Annotated in this window: 15 protein-coding genes; 11 read left to right on the forward strand and 4 right to left on the reverse strand. The window is 68.3% G+C overall.

Annotated elements, in window-relative coordinates:
* Nucleotide 1 precedes the first annotated feature (1 nt).
* The 6 genes from C2868_RS16805 to C2868_RS16830 all read left to right on the forward strand — a co-directional run bounded on the left by C2868_RS16805 (nucleotide 2) and on the right by C2868_RS16830 (nucleotide 5,316).
* Nucleotides 2-1,099, forward strand: coding sequence for an amidohydrolase family protein (locus C2868_RS16805; RefSeq protein WP_157813873.1), 1,098 nt, complete (start codon nucleotides 2-4; stop codon nucleotides 1,097-1,099).
* The gene (locus C2868_RS16810; protein WP_100810007.1) at nucleotides 1,096-1,485 is read left to right on the forward strand and encodes a hypothetical protein; all 390 of its coding nucleotides are present in this window, start codon (nucleotides 1,096-1,098) and stop codon (nucleotides 1,483-1,485) included. Before C2868_RS16805 ends, C2868_RS16810 begins: the two co-directional genes overlap by 4 nt.
* 1 nt (nucleotide 1,486) lies before the next feature.
* Complete coding sequence (locus C2868_RS16815; RefSeq protein WP_100810008.1) at nucleotides 1,487-2,425, forward strand: hydroxymethylglutaryl-CoA lyase; 939 nt, start codon at nucleotides 1,487-1,489, stop codon at nucleotides 2,423-2,425.
* 78 nt (nucleotides 2,426-2,503) lie between these two features.
* A complete protein-coding gene (locus C2868_RS16820) occupies nucleotides 2,504-3,229 on the forward strand; it encodes a GntR family transcriptional regulator (RefSeq protein ID WP_100810009.1) in 726 nt (241 codons plus the stop codon).
* Between the two features lie 159 nt (nucleotides 3,230-3,388).
* Nucleotides 3,389-4,513 carry an ATP-binding cassette domain-containing protein gene (locus tag C2868_RS16825; protein ID WP_100810010.1) on the forward strand — a complete coding sequence of 375 codons (1,125 nt, stop codon included), beginning with the start codon at nucleotides 3,389-3,391 and terminating at the stop codon, nucleotides 4,511-4,513.
* Nucleotides 4,510-5,316 carry an ABC transporter permease gene (locus tag C2868_RS16830; protein WP_100810011.1) on the forward strand — a complete coding sequence of 269 codons (807 nt, stop codon included), beginning with the start codon at nucleotides 4,510-4,512 and terminating at the stop codon, nucleotides 5,314-5,316. Before C2868_RS16825 ends, C2868_RS16830 begins: the two co-directional genes overlap by 4 nt.
* A gap of 51 nt (nucleotides 5,317-5,367) precedes the next feature.
* Here the strand turns inward: C2868_RS16830 and C2868_RS16835 are convergent, their stop codons facing one another.
* Nucleotides 5,368-5,763 (reverse strand): YccF domain-containing protein, encoded by a 396-nt coding sequence (locus C2868_RS16835; protein WP_100810012.1) that lies wholly within the window; start codon nucleotides 5,761-5,763, stop codon nucleotides 5,368-5,370.
* Nucleotides 5,764-6,008: 245 nt separating this feature from the next.
* On the opposite strand from C2868_RS16835, the gene C2868_RS16840 reads away from it, so the two are divergent.
* The 3 genes from C2868_RS16840 (at nucleotide 6,009) to ligD (ending at nucleotide 11,036) form a co-directional block, all read left to right on the forward strand.
* Nucleotides 6,009-8,459, forward strand: a complete 2,451-nt coding sequence (locus C2868_RS16840; RefSeq protein ID WP_100810013.1) for an ATP-dependent helicase — start codon at nucleotides 6,009-6,011, stop codon at nucleotides 8,457-8,459.
* Nucleotides 8,460-8,695: 236 nt separating this feature from the next.
* Nucleotides 8,696-9,874 carry an SseB family protein gene (locus tag C2868_RS16845; protein ID WP_146048100.1) on the forward strand — a complete coding sequence of 393 codons (1,179 nt, stop codon included), beginning with the start codon at nucleotides 8,696-8,698 and terminating at the stop codon, nucleotides 9,872-9,874.
* A 130-nt stretch (nucleotides 9,875-10,004) separates the two neighbouring features.
* Nucleotides 10,005-11,036 carry a non-homologous end-joining DNA ligase gene (ligD, locus tag C2868_RS16850; RefSeq protein WP_100810015.1) on the forward strand — a complete coding sequence of 344 codons (1,032 nt, stop codon included), beginning with the start codon at nucleotides 10,005-10,007 and terminating at the stop codon, nucleotides 11,034-11,036.
* A gap of 158 nt (nucleotides 11,037-11,194) precedes the next feature.
* Here the strand turns inward: ligD and C2868_RS16855 are convergent, their stop codons facing one another.
* A complete protein-coding gene (locus C2868_RS16855; protein WP_100810016.1) occupies nucleotides 11,195-12,226 on the reverse strand; it encodes an ATP-dependent DNA ligase in 1,032 nt (343 codons plus the stop codon).
* Between the two features lie 57 nt (nucleotides 12,227-12,283).
* Nucleotides 12,284-13,435, reverse strand: coding sequence for an AI-2E family transporter (locus C2868_RS16860; RefSeq protein WP_100810017.1), 1,152 nt, complete (start codon nucleotides 13,433-13,435; stop codon nucleotides 12,284-12,286).
* A gap of 104 nt (nucleotides 13,436-13,539) precedes the next feature.
* Here C2868_RS16860 and trxA point away from each other — a divergent pair, with 104 nt between their 5' ends.
* Nucleotides 13,540-13,923, forward strand: coding sequence for a thioredoxin (gene trxA / locus C2868_RS16865; RefSeq protein ID WP_100810018.1), 384 nt, complete (start codon nucleotides 13,540-13,542; stop codon nucleotides 13,921-13,923).
* A 59-nt stretch (nucleotides 13,924-13,982) separates the two neighbouring features.
* Entirely contained in the window at nucleotides 13,983-14,243 is a 261-nt protein-coding gene (locus tag C2868_RS16870; RefSeq protein WP_100810019.1) for a hypothetical protein, read from the forward strand.
* A gap of 13 nt (nucleotides 14,244-14,256) precedes the next feature.
* Here the strand turns inward: C2868_RS16870 and C2868_RS16875 are convergent, their stop codons facing one another.
* Nucleotides 14,257-15,540, reverse strand: a complete 1,284-nt coding sequence (locus C2868_RS16875; RefSeq protein ID WP_100810020.1) for an acyl-CoA dehydrogenase family protein — start codon at nucleotides 15,538-15,540, stop codon at nucleotides 14,257-14,259.
* Nucleotides 15,541-15,542: the final 2 nt, after the last annotated feature.

Genomic DNA, 15,542 nt, shown 5'->3' on the forward strand with positions numbered 1-15,542 from the left:
CATGCACGGAGACTACTTCGTGATCGACGCCGTCGGCCACACGTACGACTTCTCCCACGACAATCGTCGACCGGACGTTCCGGAGGAGATTTACTACGGCTTCATCCGCTGGCTGTACGGATACGGACACGAGCCACTCGAGAAGACGAGTGATGGATACCTGCTCGGATACGACGAGTGGGCGAACGGATGGACCACCGACGAGCTGATCCGCATGTTCTTCGTCGAGAGTGATGTCGATATGGTCGCGATGCACGCCGTCAACTTCTTCAACCTGTTCACCCGTGGCGCGAACCCGTGGCCGCAGTGTCTTGCGGTGAAGACGGCGGCGCCCGACCGCGTGCTGCTCTACCCTGCCGTCGACCCGTTGTCCGATCGCCAGCAGGAGTTCGACAAGATGGCTGAGGCCGCGGAACTGGGTGTCGACGGATTCAAGTTCTACCCCGTGAGCGGCATGATCGACGCGCGCAATCGTGCGGTCAGCTACGACTTCTCAGACGAGACGATCCTGCCGTATTTCGCGCACGCCCGGAGCCTCGGGGTTCGTCACATCGGCATCCACAAAGCGTTGCCTACAGGGCCCGGGCCGAATCAGCACGACAGGCCGGACGACGTGCTCGGGGCCGCCGTCGCGTTCCCGGACATGACATTCGAGGTCGTTCACTCGGGATGGGCGTTCGTGGAGGACTGCGCGCTGCAGCTGACGATGAACGGCAATGTCTACGCAAACCTGGAAACGACGGCGAACGCGATCGTCAGAATGCCGCGTCGCTTCGCACGCGCGGTCGGTGCTCTGCTGGCGGAATCTCCCGACCGCGTTCTGTTCGGCAGCGGTGCTCCACTTACACATCCACAGCCGATCATCGAGGCGATCGCGAATTTCGAGATGCCGCAAGACCTGATCGATGAGGGGCTTCCGGAGTTCACAGACGACCTGAAGGCGAAACTCCTCGGCGGAAACATGGCTGCGCTCCACGGGATTGACATTGCGCAGCGCAAGAAGGTGCTCGACCAGGATGGATTCGCGCGCGAGCGCGCGGCGTATCTCGAGGAGGGAGGAGCGCCATGGTCCCTGAAGCGCGAGAGGATCAACGCATGACCTGCGCGACGGCGGGGGAGTTCATGGAGCTGGTCGGTGAGGCGCTCGACAGTGTGATCGACCCGTGCAGTGTGGGTCGAGGTCTGCATGCGGGGCTGCGCGACATGGGGATGGTCGGTTCGATCGAGCTCGGTTCCTTTACCGGCTCTCTGCCGGGAAGCGTCATCGTAACGCTCCAGACCACCTCGCCCGCGTGCACATTCCAGACGTGGTTCGACGACCGTGTGAAGCAGGAGGTCGCACAGCGCCTGCCGGGCGTCGCGTGCGACGTCCGGTGGTCCACCGCCTTCGACTGGTCTGACGATTCGATGAGCGACGCGCTGAAGGCACGCATCCGAGAGAAGCGCGAGCGGGTCCTGCTCACGCTCGGGAGGGTGCCGGCCTGAGATGGTCCAGCTGATAGAGGTCGGGCCGCGCGACGGCCTGCAGAACGAGTCCGCGGTGCTCGATCCCGATATGCGCATCGACTACATCGCCTCGATCGTGCGGTCCGGTCTCACCCGCATCGAAGCCGTGAGCTTCGTGCGCGAGGATCGCGTACCCCAGATGGCTGGAGCCGAGGAGGTGATGGCCGGTGTTCCGCGCGTCGCCGGAGTGTCGTACTCGGCTCTGGTTCTGAACGCGCGCGGCGTGGAGCGGGCGCTCGCCGCCGGTGTGGACGAGATCAACTTCGTCGTGCTCGCGTCGGAGACTTTTTCGAGACGGAACCAGGGCACGTCGATCGCCGCCGCTATCGACTCGTATGCGCACGTGAGGAAGATGATCGCGGGTACGGGCATCCGTTCTACGGTCACCGTGGGCGCGGCGTTCGGGTGCCCCTTCGAAGGGGACACGCCGCTGTCGCGCGTGCGGGAGATCGTCGCGCGCGTCACGCAGACCGGAGCTGATGAGCTTTCGCTCGCCGACACGATCGGGGTCGCGGTGCCGGCCGAGGTCGTGGGCGCCATCGACGTCGTGCGAAGCGTCACGACCCTCCCGCTGCGGATGCACCTGCACAACACCCGCAATACCGGCTACGCCAATGCACTCGCCGCAGTCGGCGCCGGGGTCGTCGCCCTCGACGCGTCAACGGGTGGAATCGGCGGGTGCCCGTTCGCGCCCGCGGCGACGGGGAACATCGCGACCGAAGACGTGCTGTACCAGCTGCGCCGTTCGGGTTACGACGTGCGCGGGGACTTCGACGCCATCGTCGATGTCGGGCGATGGATCGGCTCGGCGTTGGGGAAGACTCGCGTCGAGGGCATGCTAGAGTCGGCCGGCTGGTTTCCGTCGCCGAACTCCACGCCATCTCGGGCCCCGGATTCCAGAGTCGATGCGGCCGAGTGATTTCGACCCTCGATCTTGCAGTCCGGCAGGCTGCCGGGCGCTCGCACGGCGGTATCGACCGAGGGGTGACCGAGCTATATGACAGAACGTGCTTCTTCGCGTACCGTCCGTGACGCCGACGCGGGGGAGCGCGCCGCCGTCACGGGGAGTGAGCGCGTCTATGAGGCGATCATGGACCTCATCCGCGACGGTGCGATCGCACCGGGAGACTCGTTGCGCGAGTCGAGCCTCGCCAACGAGCTGGGTGTCTCTCGAACGCCCGTCCGCGAGTCGCTTCGGCGTTTGGCGGCGGAGGGCATCGTGGAGTTCCTTCCCAACCGCGGGTCCACCTTGGTGGCATATGACCGCGATGACGTGGCGGAGCTCTTCACACTCCGTGCGCTGCTGGAGCCCGAGGCGGCCGCCGGCGCGGCGGTCCATCGAGCCGACACCGACCTCTCGCTGCTGAACGAACTCCTCACGGAGATGGACGCGGCAGTGGCGAGTCGGGACCGCCGCGCCATGGCACAGCTCAACGCCGAGTTCCACGGCGCCATCGTTGCCATGTCCGGCTCCCGGGTGCTTCCCGAACTGATAAACCTGGTCACTCGGAAGCCGATCGTGCAGCGCACCTACAACCGCTATTCGGACGCTGAACTCGAACGATCGCAACGGCACCATCGCGAGCTCGTCGAAGCCATCGGCGAGGGCAACAGCTCATGGGCTCACTCCGTGATGCGCGTCCACATCGAGGCGGCACGCAGCCTATACCTCGGCGATGAATGGCAGCGAGGATCGTCGGACGGACCGACGTCGGCGCTCTGAGCGTGGATGGGTCGTGGTGGGAACCGCGGCGAACCGGCGGTTCGTGACTCAGTGCACCAATGCCCGCGAGGAGTGCCCTCTTCGTCGTATCGGACATGGCCCCAAGACTGCCCGTTGATGAGGACAGGATGTGTCCGCATAGCGTTCTAGCTTCTGTCCATGCCGAACGAACCCATCATCGAGGCCCGCGGGCTGACGAAGAGATTCCCCGTCAAGAAACAGACCGCCGAGAAACAGACCGTCGAGAAACAGACCGCTGAGAAACAGGCTGCCGAGAAGAAGACCGTCGCCGCCGTCACCGATCTGACCTTTCGGGTCGAGCCGGGCGAGCTGGTCGCGTTCCTCGGCCCCAACGGGGCCGGCAAGTCCACGAGCCTGCGGATGCTCACGACCCTGCTGCCGCCCACGTCGGGCACGGCCCGCGTGGTGGGCCACGAGATCCTCTCGGACCCGTCCGGCGTTCGTGCGCGTATCGGGTACGTCGGGCAGCTGACGAGCGGCAGCTTCTCGCAGCGCACCCGCGACGAACTGCTGAGCCAGGGCGCGTTCTACGGGATGTCGCGAGCAGACGCCGTCCGGCGCGCGGACGAACTCATCGAGTCGCTCGACCTCGGGACTTTCGCGGCGCGCACGGTGCAGCAGCTGAGCGGGGGGCAGAAGCGGCGTCTCGACATCGCGCTCGGCCTGATGCACGCGCCGGCCCTGCTCTTCCTCGACGAGCCGTCGACGGGTCTCGACCCCCAGAGTCGCGCGAACCTGTGGGAGCACATCATCGACCTCCGTCGCACGCACGGCACGACGATCTTCCTCACGACGCACTACCTGGAGGAGGCCGACCGTTACGCCGAGCGCGTGATGGTGATGGACAAGGGCCGGGTCATCGCCGACGACACGGCCTCGGCCCTCAAAGCGACGCTGGCGGGTGATGTGCTCGCCTTCGGGTTCGCGTCGGCGGACGAGGCCGACCGTGCAGCCGAAGTGGTCCGCGGGCTGGTTTCCCGTGCCGGACTCGCGGATCGCGAGGTGCGGCGCGAGGGCGAGGCATCCGTCGGCGTGACCGTGCCCGAGGGCGACGCGCTGCTGCCGCAGGCGGTGCGCGAACTGGACGCCGCGGGCATCCGGGTCACGCGGGCGACGGGTGTGCCACCGACCCTCGACGATGTCTTCCTCGCCCTGACCGGGCGAACCCTGCGTGAGGCCGGTGAGGGCGGCGCGGATGCGGAGTCCGAGGCGACAGAAGAGACGGATGCCACGGCATCCGAGAAGACGGGAGCGAACCGATGACCACCCAGACCCCGACGCCCGACCCCGCACCAGCGCGCACCGTCGTGAGGCCGAGCGTCCCGCGCGACACGTGGAATGTGCTGACGCGCGAGCTGCGCCCGACCCTGCGGGATCCGTTCTCGCTGATTTTCAGCCTGTTGCAGCCCCTCGTCTTCCTCGGGCTGTTCGGGCCGCTCCTGATCGGGCAGTCGGGTGCCCCGGTCGGCGAGACGCTGCAGTGGTTCGTTCCCGGTGTGCTCGTTATGATCGTGCTGTTCGGCACCGGCGCGACCGGCTCGAACCTGCAGTACGAGATGATGACAGGCTCGCACGAGCGCACACTCGTCGCCCCGCTCGCGCGGTCGTCGCTGCTCGTGGGACGCGCGCTCAAAGAGGTCGCGCCGATCGTCGTGCAGGCGATCGTGATCGTGCTGATCGCGTGGCCCTTCGGGTTCCAGATCAGCGTGGCGGGGATGGTCATCGGGCTCGGCCTGCTGGCGATCTTCGGCATCGGGCTCGGCTCGTTGTCGTACTCGCTCGCGCTAGCGACCAAGAACCGCGAGTGGCTGTTCTGGGGGGTTCAGCAGACGCTGATCTTCCCGCTGCTCATCCTCTCGGGCATGCTGCTGCCGCTGGATGCAGCGCCCGAGTGGATGCGCGCGGTCGCGACCGTCAATCCCGTCAACTGGGTCGTTCAGGCCGAGCGGGCGCTGTTCGCGGGCGACCTCGCTGATGCGACGGTGCTGTGGGGATGGGTCGCCGCGATCGTGCTGGCCGTCGTGGGGCTGGCCGTCGGCATCCGGTCGATGCGTCGCGCGGGGTGAGCCGGGCCCCGCGCTGCTCGTCTCGGTCAGCGCGGGGCTGCCTCGTTGGGCCTAGCGGGTGTCGAACGCGCCGCGGCGGGTGTCGACGATGTCTTTGCCCAGCGGCATGAGCGAGATCGGCACCATCTTGAAGTCGGCCACGCCGAGCGGGATGCCGATGATCGTGATGCAGAGCACGACACCCGAGACGATGTGCGCGAGCGCGAGCCACCAGCCGGCGAGGATCACCCAGACGACGTTGCCGAGGAACGAGCCGACCCCGGCGGTCGGCTTCGAGATGATCTCGCGTCCGAACGGCCAGAGGGCGTACAGGCCGATCCGGAACGAGGCGATGCCCCAGGGGATCGTGAGGATCAGGATGCACAGCACGACGCCGACCGCCATGTAGCCGACGAAGAGCCAGAAACCGGCGAAGATCAGCCAGATGATGTTGAGCAGTGTGCGCATGCCAGAAGTGTGGCACGGCGGGCTGTGCTCGAACCCTTCGGCATGGACGTGATCGCCGTGGCGTACATCTGAGGCGTACATCTGAGAGGTGATGTGGGACGGATGTTGCGTTTGAGGCGCCCCGTGCGCGATGCGGGCTGGTCGTTCCTCCGAGATGTTCGCACGACGCGGCGCAGGGCACGGTGGTCGGCCGTCTGACGCTGGTAGGAGGCGGTGTCGGCGCGCCCGCCTAGACTTGACGGGACATGACCGAAGCCTCCTCGCCCCTCGAAATCGGGTCACGCGACCCCCTCCTGGGCGACCTGCTCGAGGGCCTCAATCCGCCGCAGCTCGAGGCCGTGCTCTACCGCGGCCCCGCGCTGCTCATCGTCGCGGGCGCCGGGTCGGGCAAGACCCGCGTGCTCGCACACCGCATCGCGGGACTGCTGCGCGCCCGTGAGGCCTGGCCGAGCGAGATCCTCGCGATCACTTTCACCAACAAGGCGGCCGCCGAGATGCGCGAGCGCGTGCACGCGCTGGTCGGCGAGGCCACGCGCGGCATGTGGATCTCGACGTTCCACTCGGCGTGCGTGCGGATCCTCCGCCGCGAGGCCGAGGCGTTCGGGTTCAAGTCGTCGTTCACGATCTACGACTCGGGCGACTCGCGTGCCCTGATCAAGCGCCTCATCAAGGAGCACGAGGGCGACAGCTACGGACTCACGCCCGCCGGGGTGAAGGGCCGCATCTCGAAGCTCAAGAACGAGCTCGCCGACGCCGAGTCCTACGCTCGCACGGCGAACATGAGCGACCCGGCCGAGCGCATCTTCGTCGAGATCTTCGCCGACTACCAGCGCTCGCTGCAGCGCTCCAACGCGTTCGACTTCGACGACCTCATCGCGCAGACGGTCTACCTGTTCCGCGCCTTCCCGAAGATCGCCGACACGTACCGTCGACGCTTCCGCCACATCTTGGTCGACGAGTACCAAGACACCAACCACGCCCAGTACGCGCTGATCCACGAGCTCACGCGTCCGCTGTCGTCCGACGAGCCCGAGCCCTTCGAGGGTTCCGGCGGCATGATGATCTTCGAGGCGCCGGCGCCCCGGGCATCCGAGGGTCTCGAGCCCGCGTCGCTCACCGTGGTCGGCGACTCCGACCAGTCGATCTACGCGTTCCGCGGCGCCGACATCCGCAACATCAGCGAGTTCGAGCGCGACTACCCGGGCGCCAAGGTCGTGCTCCTCGAGCAGAACTACCGGTCGACGCAGACGATCCTGAACGCCGCGAACGCCGTGATCTCGCACAACTTCGACCGCAAAGACAAGAAGTTGTGGACGGATGTCGGGGCGGGCGAGAAGATCGTCGGCTTCACCGGCTACTCCCAGCACGACGAGGCCCAGTTCGTCGCCGACGAGATCGAGAACCTGCACCGCTCAGGTCTCGCCTACGGCGACGTCGCGGTGTTCTACCGCACCAACTCGCAGAGCCGTGCACTGGAAGAGATCTTCATCCGCTCGGCGCTGCCCTACAAGATCATGGGCGGCACCAAGTTCTACGAGCGCGCCGAGATCAAGGACGCCTTGGCGTACCTCGTCGCGGTCGCGAACCCCGCCGACGACATGGCCGTGCGGCGCATCCTGAACAAGCCGCGCCGGGGCATCGGAGACGTCACCGAGTCGGCGATCGCCCGGTATGCGACGAGCGAGGGCATCTCGTTCCGGGACGCGCTCGCCAACGCGTCCGCGCTCGGTGTCGGACCCAAGATCCAGGCCGCGATCGTGCAGCTCGACGCCGTTCTCGCTGAGGCAGCCGCCCTCATGCTGCCCGCGAGCGGCGAGCTCGCGCCCGCATCGGCCGTCGCGGACGGCCTGGCGCTGCTGCTCAACAAGTCCGGGTTCATGGATGCGCTGCGCGCGAGCCGCGACCCGCAAGACGAAGCACGGCTCGAGAACCTCGACGAGTTCGTCTCGGTCGCCAAGGAGTTCGCGCGGAACAACCCCGAGGGCACGATCATCGACTTTCTGGCCGAGGTCGCCCTGGTCTCGGACGCGGATGACCTCGAGGACGCCTCGGGTTCTGTGTCGCTCATGACGATGCACACGGCCAAGGGTCTGGAGTACGACGCCGTGTTCGTCACGGGCGTGGAAGAAGACCTGATCCCGCACCGGATGTCGGCGAACGAGCCCGGGGGACCGGCCGAGGAACGACGCCTCTTCTACGTCGGCGTCACCCGGGCCCGCAAGCGCCTGTACCTGTCGCTCGCGATGACGCGCGCGCAGTTCGGCGAGGTCACGGTCGCGATGCCGAGCAGGTTCCTGCAAGAGATCCCGGCCGACCTGATCGATTGGCGGCAGTCGCCCGGTGATGTGAACTCGCGCGGTCGGGGCTCCGGCCGGGCGCTCGGCGGCGGTTATGGCGGTGGGGGATTCAGCGGGAGCGGCCGTTCGGGCGGCTCCGGCGGCGGCAACCGTTACGGCAGCGACCTCGTGCCCACCTCGACCGCGCTCGACAGGTTCCCGAACAGGGTTCCCGCCCGGGTGCGGGACAACGGCGACCTCGAGCTGGCCAGCGGCGACCGCATCCGGCACGACGACTTCGGCGAGGGGCGGGTCGATGCCGTCACGGGCGAGGGCGCGCGACGGGTCGCGCACATCCGCTTCGACACGGTCGGCGCGAAGAAGATCCTGATCAAGATCGCGCCGATCGAGAAGATATAGCCCGGCCCGGTCGGCCCGCCCGGCCCGGTCGCCCGGTCGCGGGGCGTCCGGGCGTACACGGCGATCCGCACAACATTCCGGACGACGTGCCGTTCTCGCCCCCCCGCACCGCTGATTCGGGCCCGCGGCAGCGTTCTTTCCGGAATGTTGTCCCGCGCGATGCTGTCCGCGCGCGGGAGATGACGCGGACCGACTCCACCGGGTGTAGCGGATCGCGGCCGGGTTAGTCTGGTTCGATGGCTGTGTTCTCGAGACGCCCGAAGCGTGCGGATGCCGCACCCGACACCACGAACGGCACGTCCGAGGGGGCCGAGGCCGACGAGGCTCCCGCGACCTCGACCGAGGAACCGGTCGAGTCCGTACCCCAGGTGGGAATCTCGCTGTCGACGTATCGCGGCGGCGGGGGAGAGGTTGGGCGTCCGACGACGTTGCCGGATGCCGCCTCCGTGCCCCCCGCGGGCGGGGCGGCCGCGACGGGGCAAGCTGCTCCGGGTGCAGCGTTCTCCGCGTCCGCGCCGAACCTGCCCGCGGGAAGCCCGGCCGGTCCGGCTGAATCGCCGCCGCAGACCGAGACCGTCCCGGGGCTGCGTGACAACGTGCTGCTCGCCCAGGCGCTCCGCCGCCTCGAGTCGCCCGCCAAGCCGGAGCAACTGCTCGATGTGATGCGTCAGTTGATGCAGAACCACCTGTTTCTGCGGATCAAGGGCGACGCCCGCGCGATGCTCGCCGAGGGACGCGAGCTTCCCCTCGCCGTTGCCCGTCGCGGCGACGATGCCTACGTGCTCGTGTACAGCACGGGTGCTGCGCTGCAGGCGGCCCTCATGGCCGACAAGGACTCGGACACCTCGGCGGTCGGACAGCCGGCGCTCACGATCCTGAAGCACGTCATCGCTGGAACCTACGCGGGTGTGATCGTCGACGGATCGTCGGCGCCCGCGCGCGCCGTGCTGCCCCGCGCCGTGATCGAAGCAGCCGTCAATCAGGCCGACCCCGAGCTGCGGATCAAGACCGCCCTCGCGGCGCCCCGCACCCCCGAGACGGCGGCGGCCGTGGCATCCGCGCTCACCGAGGCCCCGTTGTACGTCGCCATCAACGAGACGGGCCCAGCGGTCGAGGGTGAGGCGCCGCGCTTCGGCATTGCCGAGGCTCGGACATCCGATGGTCGCCGCCTGATCGAGGTCTACTCGCACCCGCTCGAGGTCATCGCGCGTGGTCGGGGAGACCGGCCGATGCCGTTCCCTCCCGAGCAGCTCGGGGCATCTCTGCGCGACCACCCTGCGGTTGCCGGGGTGATCGTCGACGCCGCGGGTCCCTGGATCATCCTCGACCGTGAGGCACTTGCACCCGTGATGGCGCTGCCCGCACCGCCCGCGGGGACGCTCGCCGAGGGCTCCGCGGACGACTCGGGTAGCTGACTCCGGCTCTCGACCCTCATCCGTCGGACCGCGGGGACGAATCTCGGCGGCTGCGGCTGCGGCTGTGCCGTGGCGGTCGATCCGGAGCAAGGGGGTGTCGGATGTCCCGACCCCACCCTAGGGTCGGACCATGGCGAGCGAACGCATCACCCTGACCGTGCCCGGGTCCGGCAGCACACCCGACCGCGAGGTGGGACTGTCGAGCCCCAATCGCGTGCTCTGGCCCGAGGTCGGCATCACCAAGCACGAGCTCGCCGAATACATGATCGCGGTGTCGGTGCCGTTCCTCGCGGCGAACGGCGACCGGCCGGTCTCGCTCGAGCGGTATCCCGACTCGGTCGCGGGCGAGAGCTTCTTCTCGAAGAACCCGCCCAAGGGTGCGCCCGACTACGTCCGATCCGTCAGCGTGACGTACAACAGCGGCCGCAGGCATCCACAGCTCGTCCTCACCGAGACGGCCGCTGTGTTGTGGGCGGTGCAGATGAACACGATCGTCTTCCACCCGTGGGCCTCGCTCGCCGTCGATACCGACAATCCGGTCGAGTTGCGGATCGACCTCGACCCGCAGCCGGGCACCGACTTCGCCGATGCGGTCGTTGCGGCGCACGGCCTGCGCGAGGTGTTACGTGAGGCCGGGCTCGAGCCGTGGATCAAGACCAGTGGCAATCGCGGCCTGCACGTCTTCTGCCCGATCGAGCCGACGCACGAATTCCTCGACGTACGGCACGCCGTGATCGCTGCCGCGCGCGAGTTGGAGCGACGGATGCCCGACCGGGTCACGACGAATTGGTGGAAGGAAGAGCGGGGCGAGCGGATCTTCGTCGACTTCAACCAGGCCAACCGCGACCGCACGATGGCGGGCGCGTACAGTCCGCGGGCCCTCGCGACCGCGACGGTTTCTACACCCGTGACCTGGGAAGAGCTCGACGATGTCGACCCGGCATCCTTCACGGTCCGATCGATCCCCGAGCGTCTCGCCGCGACCGGGGACCCGTGGGCCGGGCTGCTCGATGAGCGCGGACGCATCGACACGCTGCTCGAGTGGTGGCAGCGCGACCTGAATGCGGGACTCGGCGAACTGCCGTTCCCACCCGAGTTCCCGAAGATGCCGGGCGAGCCCCCGCGGGTGCAACCGAGTCGCGCCCGCAAGCCCGACGCCTGAGCGGGCGGTTCGTCTCGTCGCTGCGTTCCTCGCTCAACGACGGCGGCCAAGCACACGCGCCGAGACACCCATCGTGCAGCGAAACACCCCGTGACGAGGGGGGTCTCGTCGCAAGAGGGGTGTCTCGGCTGCAGGACCCGGCTTCGGGGTGAGCCGCGTCAGGTCAGCACGCGGCCCAGGTCGTACGCCGAGACCTGCTCGAGCTGGTCGAAGCGACAGGATGCCGGATCCCGGTCGGGACGCCAGCGCTCGAACTGCACGGTGTGCCGGAACCGCATGCCCTCGAGCTGGTCGTACCGCACCTCGAGCACGCGCTCGGGTCGGAGTCGCACGAACGAGACATCCTTCGACGCCGAAAAACGCGACCGGTCCGTCTCTCCGGTGACGGCCTCCCCGATGTCGTCGCGCTCGACGAGCGGGGCGAGCTCGTCGACCAGCTCCAGCCGCCGCTTGTCGCTCCAGGCCGCGACCCCACCCACGCCCCGCAGAATCCCCGACGAATCGTAGAGCCCGACCAGCAGTGAACCAACGCCCCGGCCGCTCTTGTGGATCCGGTATCCGAGGGCCACGACATCCGCCGTGCGCGCGTGTTTGATCTTCAGCATGGTGCGTTTGCCGGGAGAGTACGGCTGGTCGAGCGGCTTCGCCACGACACCGTCGAGCCCCGCGCCCTCGAACTCGTCGAGCCATCGGCGGGCGAGCGCGGCATCCGTCGTCGTGCGCGTCAGGTGGATCGGATGCGGCACCCCGGCCAGCACGGTCTCGAGTCGTGCGCGCCGCTCGGCGAAGGGCGCCTCCAGCAGCGGCTCGCCGCCGACGGCGAGCAGGTCGAAGGCGATCAGCATCGCCGGCGTCTCGGCGGCGAGGCGCTGAACGCGTGAGTCGGCGGGGTGGATGCGCTGAGACAGGGTCTCCCAATCGAGGCGCTGCGATCCCTCGGGGCCGACAGCCACGACGATCTCGCCGTCGAGCACGCACGGCTCGGGCAGCAGCCGGGCGAGGGCCTCGACGAGCTCGGGAAAATACCGTGTCAGTGGCTTCGCGCCGCGCGACCCGAGCTCGACGGATTCCCCGTCCCACGACGCGATGACCCGAAAGCCATCCCATTTCGGCTCGAAGCTCAGCCCCTCACGGTCCGGGATAGCGGGCACGGCCTTGGCGAGCATCGGTGCGGGGATGTCGTGCGCCATGGGTCCCATCCTGACGTTCGCGCGAGTGCGGGTCGAGGCATCCGTCCGCCGGGGCGGCTAGACGGCCTCGGAGCGTTTCTGACGCGCCCAGCGAGCGGGCTTGTCGGGGCCGTCCCACACCTGGATCGCCCCCCACGCGACGGCCGTGATCGGCACCGCGAGCACAGCACCGAGCACCCCGCCGAGCACGGTTCCGATGGTCAGGGCGATGAGGACGACGAAGGCGTGCAGTTTGAGCGTCCGGCCCATGAGCACGGGCTGGAGGAAGTTGCCCTCGAGCTGGTTCACGGCGACGACGATCGCGACGACGATCAGGGCGTTGATGAGGCCGTTGGAGACCAGAGCCACGAGGGCGGCGAGGATCCCGGCCAGGGTCGCACCGACGATCGGGATGAACGCGAGCAGGAACACCAGGACGGCGAGCGGGAGCGCGAGGGGCACCTGCAGGATCCAGAGGCCGACGCCGATGCCGACGGCGTCCACGAACGCGACGGCCGCGGTTCCGCGCACGTAGGAGCCGAGCGTGGTCACCGTCTTGTCGCCGATCCGGCGTGCGCGGGCGTAGTGCTCGCCGCGGAAGGGGCGCAGCACGAACTCCCAGAGCTGCGGCCCGTCCTTCAGGAAGAAGAAGAGCACGACGACGAGCAGCACGAACCCGGTGATGAAGCTCGCGACGGCGCTCACCCCGGCCAGCGCACCCGATCCGAACTGCGCGCTCGTGACGAAGTCGGTCGCGGTGGCGATCCACTCGTCGATCTGCGCCTGATCGAACTCGAACGGCAGCGTGCCGATCCACGCCAGGACGTCTTGCAGGCCGTCCTGCGCCTGGCTGTAGAGCGAGTCCCACTGGTCGCGCACGGCCCACACGATGAGCCATCCGATGCCGCCCAGCACGACGACGATCGTCAGCAGCGTGATCAGGGTCGCGAGGACCGAGGGCACGCCGCGCGTGCGCATCGCCCGCATGATCGGGTTGAAGGCGGACGCCAGGATCAGCGCGAGCACCACCGGAATCGTCACGAGCGTCAGCTGCTGGATTCCCCAGATGACGCCGATCACCACGACCAGGACGACGATGATCTGCACCGCGCGGATGGCGAGCCGACCGAACCCGTCGGACCACAGGCTGACGGGGGTCGCGATCTCGTCGAGCACGCCCGGTGTTTCCGGCCGTTCGGGTGCGGGTGTGTGGCGGCCGAAGAGTCCCATGGCACGAAGGTATAACGGGATCAGAGGTTTTTCCGGCCCTTGCGCGGTGGGGCACGACATGCTTAGCCGCGCCATCGGATACCCTATGGGGTATAATTGGGCCTATGGCGACGACAGAGATCACCCTCGACAACCTCGAACAGACCGTATCCGGCGAGGGAATCGTGCTGCTGGACTTCTGGGCCGAGTGGTGCGGCCCCTGCCGGATGTTCGGTCCGGTCTTCGAGAAGGCTTCCGAGCAGCACTCCGACATCGTCTTCGGCAAGATCGACACCGAGGCCGAGCGGCAGCTCGCGGCCGGATTCAACATCACCTCGATCCCCACCCTGATGGCCTTCCGCGACGGCATCATCGTGTTCGCGCAGCCCGGGGCGCTGGCCGCCCCTCAGCTGCAGCAGCTGATCGACGGGGTTCGGTCGCTCGACATGGACGACGTGCGCGCGCAGATCGCCGCACAGAAGTCGGCGGCGCCGCGGGACGCTGAATGACGGCGGATGCGGGCACCTCTGCGTCCCCGGACGCGACTCGGCGCGCACCACGCTGTGCGGTGACGCGCGGTGAACGCGTGGGTCGTGCCGCCGCGTCCATCTTCGTCGGCGCCTTCTCGCTGAGCATGCTCGACAACCCCTGGTGCGCGATTCCGGCCGGGGCGTGTGCCGTGCTGCTCATGGTCGGTGCGATCACGGGCGGGTGCCCGAGCGATCTGCTCCGTCCGCGGGAGGCGATGCGCGTGACGAACGCCTCCACCGTGCCCGACCATCCCGTGCCCGACTATCCCGTGGCTCCGGACCCCGTACGACTGCGCTGAGGCCCCGAACCGGTCAGACGAAGGCGCTCATTCCCGTGATGTCGCGCCCGATGAGCAGGGCCTGGATCGACTCCGTGCCCTCGTACGTGTGGATCGCCTCGATGTCGGCCAGATGCTGCATCACGACGTTCTCGAGCAGGATCCCGTTGCCACCGAGCAGGTCCCGCGCGGTCGACGCGACGCGGCGCGCGGCGCGGGTGTTGTGGAATTTCGCGAGTGACGCCTGCGTGGGACGAAGGGCGCCGGATGCCTCGAGATCGGCCAGGTATCGGCAGTAGAGCTGCATCGCGGTCAGTTCGTCGAGCATCTGCGTCAGGCGTTCCTGCACCATCTGGAACTTCGCGAGCGGCTTGCCGAACTGCATGCGCTGCAGGGAATACGACAGTGCGGCTTCGTAGCACGCGGTCGCGTGCCCGAGCGCCGACCACGCGACGCCCGAGCGCGTCGCGTACAGGACGGTCGATGCATCCTTGAAGCTCTTCGCGCCGGGCAGCACCGCGTCGATCGGCAGGCGCACGTCGTCGAGCGTGATGTGAGCCTGATGGATGCCACGCAGCGACGCCTTACCGAGGATCGGGGTGCCGCTGTACCCCGCACGATCCTGCTCGACGAGGAAACAACGGACGGCGCCGTGCTCGGGAGCATCCGGATCGTCCACCCGCGCCCAGACGAACGTGATGCCGCCCGATGCGCCGTTGCCGATCCACTTCTTCGTGCCGCGGAGCACCCATTCTTCGGTGCCATCCGCGGCGGTCTCGCGGCGCGCCGTCGTCTCGAGTGAGACGGAGTCGGACCCGTGGTCGGGCTCCGTCAGCGCGAAGGCGCCGAGGGTCTCGACGGTCGCGAGGGGGCGCAGCCACCGGGCCTGCTGGTCGGGGCTGCCGAAGAGCGCGAGCGTTCGGAGCGCGAGGCCGCCCTGCACGGCGAGGATCGTCCCGAGTGACCCGTCTCCGCGAGAGAGCTCCATGTTGATCAGGCCCGCCGCCAGCGGCGAGAAGTGCGTGACGCCGGGGTGGTCGACGCCGTCACCCGTGAGGTCGAGCTCGCCGATGCGCCGCGCGACCTCGAGGGGGTATTCGGCGCGGTCCCAGGCCGCGCGCATCGTGGGTGCGACCTCGTCGACGAGCGTCTTCGCACGATCCCACGCGGCGCGATCCGCGGGTGGGATGTCCGCGAACACCGCGTAGTAGTCGGTGTCGAGGCGCTGCGTGACGTCGTAGTGCGTGACGCGCTCGCCGGGAAACGTCACGTCGTCGTGTGAGGCATCGGTTGCGGCGGTGGGTGCGGTGCTGCTCATGC

The organism is Microbacterium sp. CJ77 (genome assembly GCF_002911615.1).
Classification (GTDB): Bacteria; Actinomycetota; Actinomycetes; order Actinomycetales; family Microbacteriaceae; genus Microbacterium.

Bases quoted from the DNA above. Each gene is read 5' to 3' on its own strand.
- C2868_RS16805 (WP_157813873.1), top strand. From the start codon at position 2: ATGCACGGAGACTACTTCGTGATCGACGCCGTCGGCCACACGTACGAC.
- C2868_RS16810 (WP_100810007.1), top strand. From the start codon at position 1,096: ATGACCTGCGCGACGGCGGGGGAGTTCATGGAGCTGGTCGGTGAGGCG.
- C2868_RS16815 (WP_100810008.1), top strand. From the start codon at position 1,487: ATGGTCCAGCTGATAGAGGTCGGGCCGCGCGACGGCCTGCAGAACGAG.
- C2868_RS16820 (WP_100810009.1), top strand. From the start codon at position 2,504: ATGACAGAACGTGCTTCTTCGCGTACCGTCCGTGACGCCGACGCGGGG.
- C2868_RS16825 (WP_100810010.1), top strand. From the start codon at position 3,389: ATGCCGAACGAACCCATCATCGAGGCCCGCGGGCTGACGAAGAGATTC.
- C2868_RS16830 (WP_100810011.1), top strand. From the start codon at position 4,510: ATGACCACCCAGACCCCGACGCCCGACCCCGCACCAGCGCGCACCGTC.
- C2868_RS16835 (WP_100810012.1), bottom strand. From the start codon at position 5,763: ATGCGCACACTGCTCAACATCATCTGGCTGATCTTCGCCGGTTTCTGG.
- C2868_RS16840 (WP_100810013.1), top strand. From the start codon at position 6,009: ATGACCGAAGCCTCCTCGCCCCTCGAAATCGGGTCACGCGACCCCCTC.
- C2868_RS16845 (WP_146048100.1), top strand. From the start codon at position 8,696: ATGGCTGTGTTCTCGAGACGCCCGAAGCGTGCGGATGCCGCACCCGAC.
- ligD (WP_100810015.1), top strand. From the start codon at position 10,005: ATGGCGAGCGAACGCATCACCCTGACCGTGCCCGGGTCCGGCAGCACA.
- C2868_RS16855 (WP_100810016.1), bottom strand. From the start codon at position 12,226: ATGGCGCACGACATCCCCGCACCGATGCTCGCCAAGGCCGTGCCCGCT.
- C2868_RS16860 (WP_100810017.1), bottom strand. From the start codon at position 13,435: ATGGGACTCTTCGGCCGCCACACACCCGCACCCGAACGGCCGGAAACA.
- trxA (WP_100810018.1), top strand. From the start codon at position 13,540: ATGGCGACGACAGAGATCACCCTCGACAACCTCGAACAGACCGTATCC.
- C2868_RS16875 (WP_100810020.1), bottom strand. From the start codon at position 15,540: ATGAGCAGCACCGCACCCACCGCCGCAACCGATGCCTCACACGACGAC.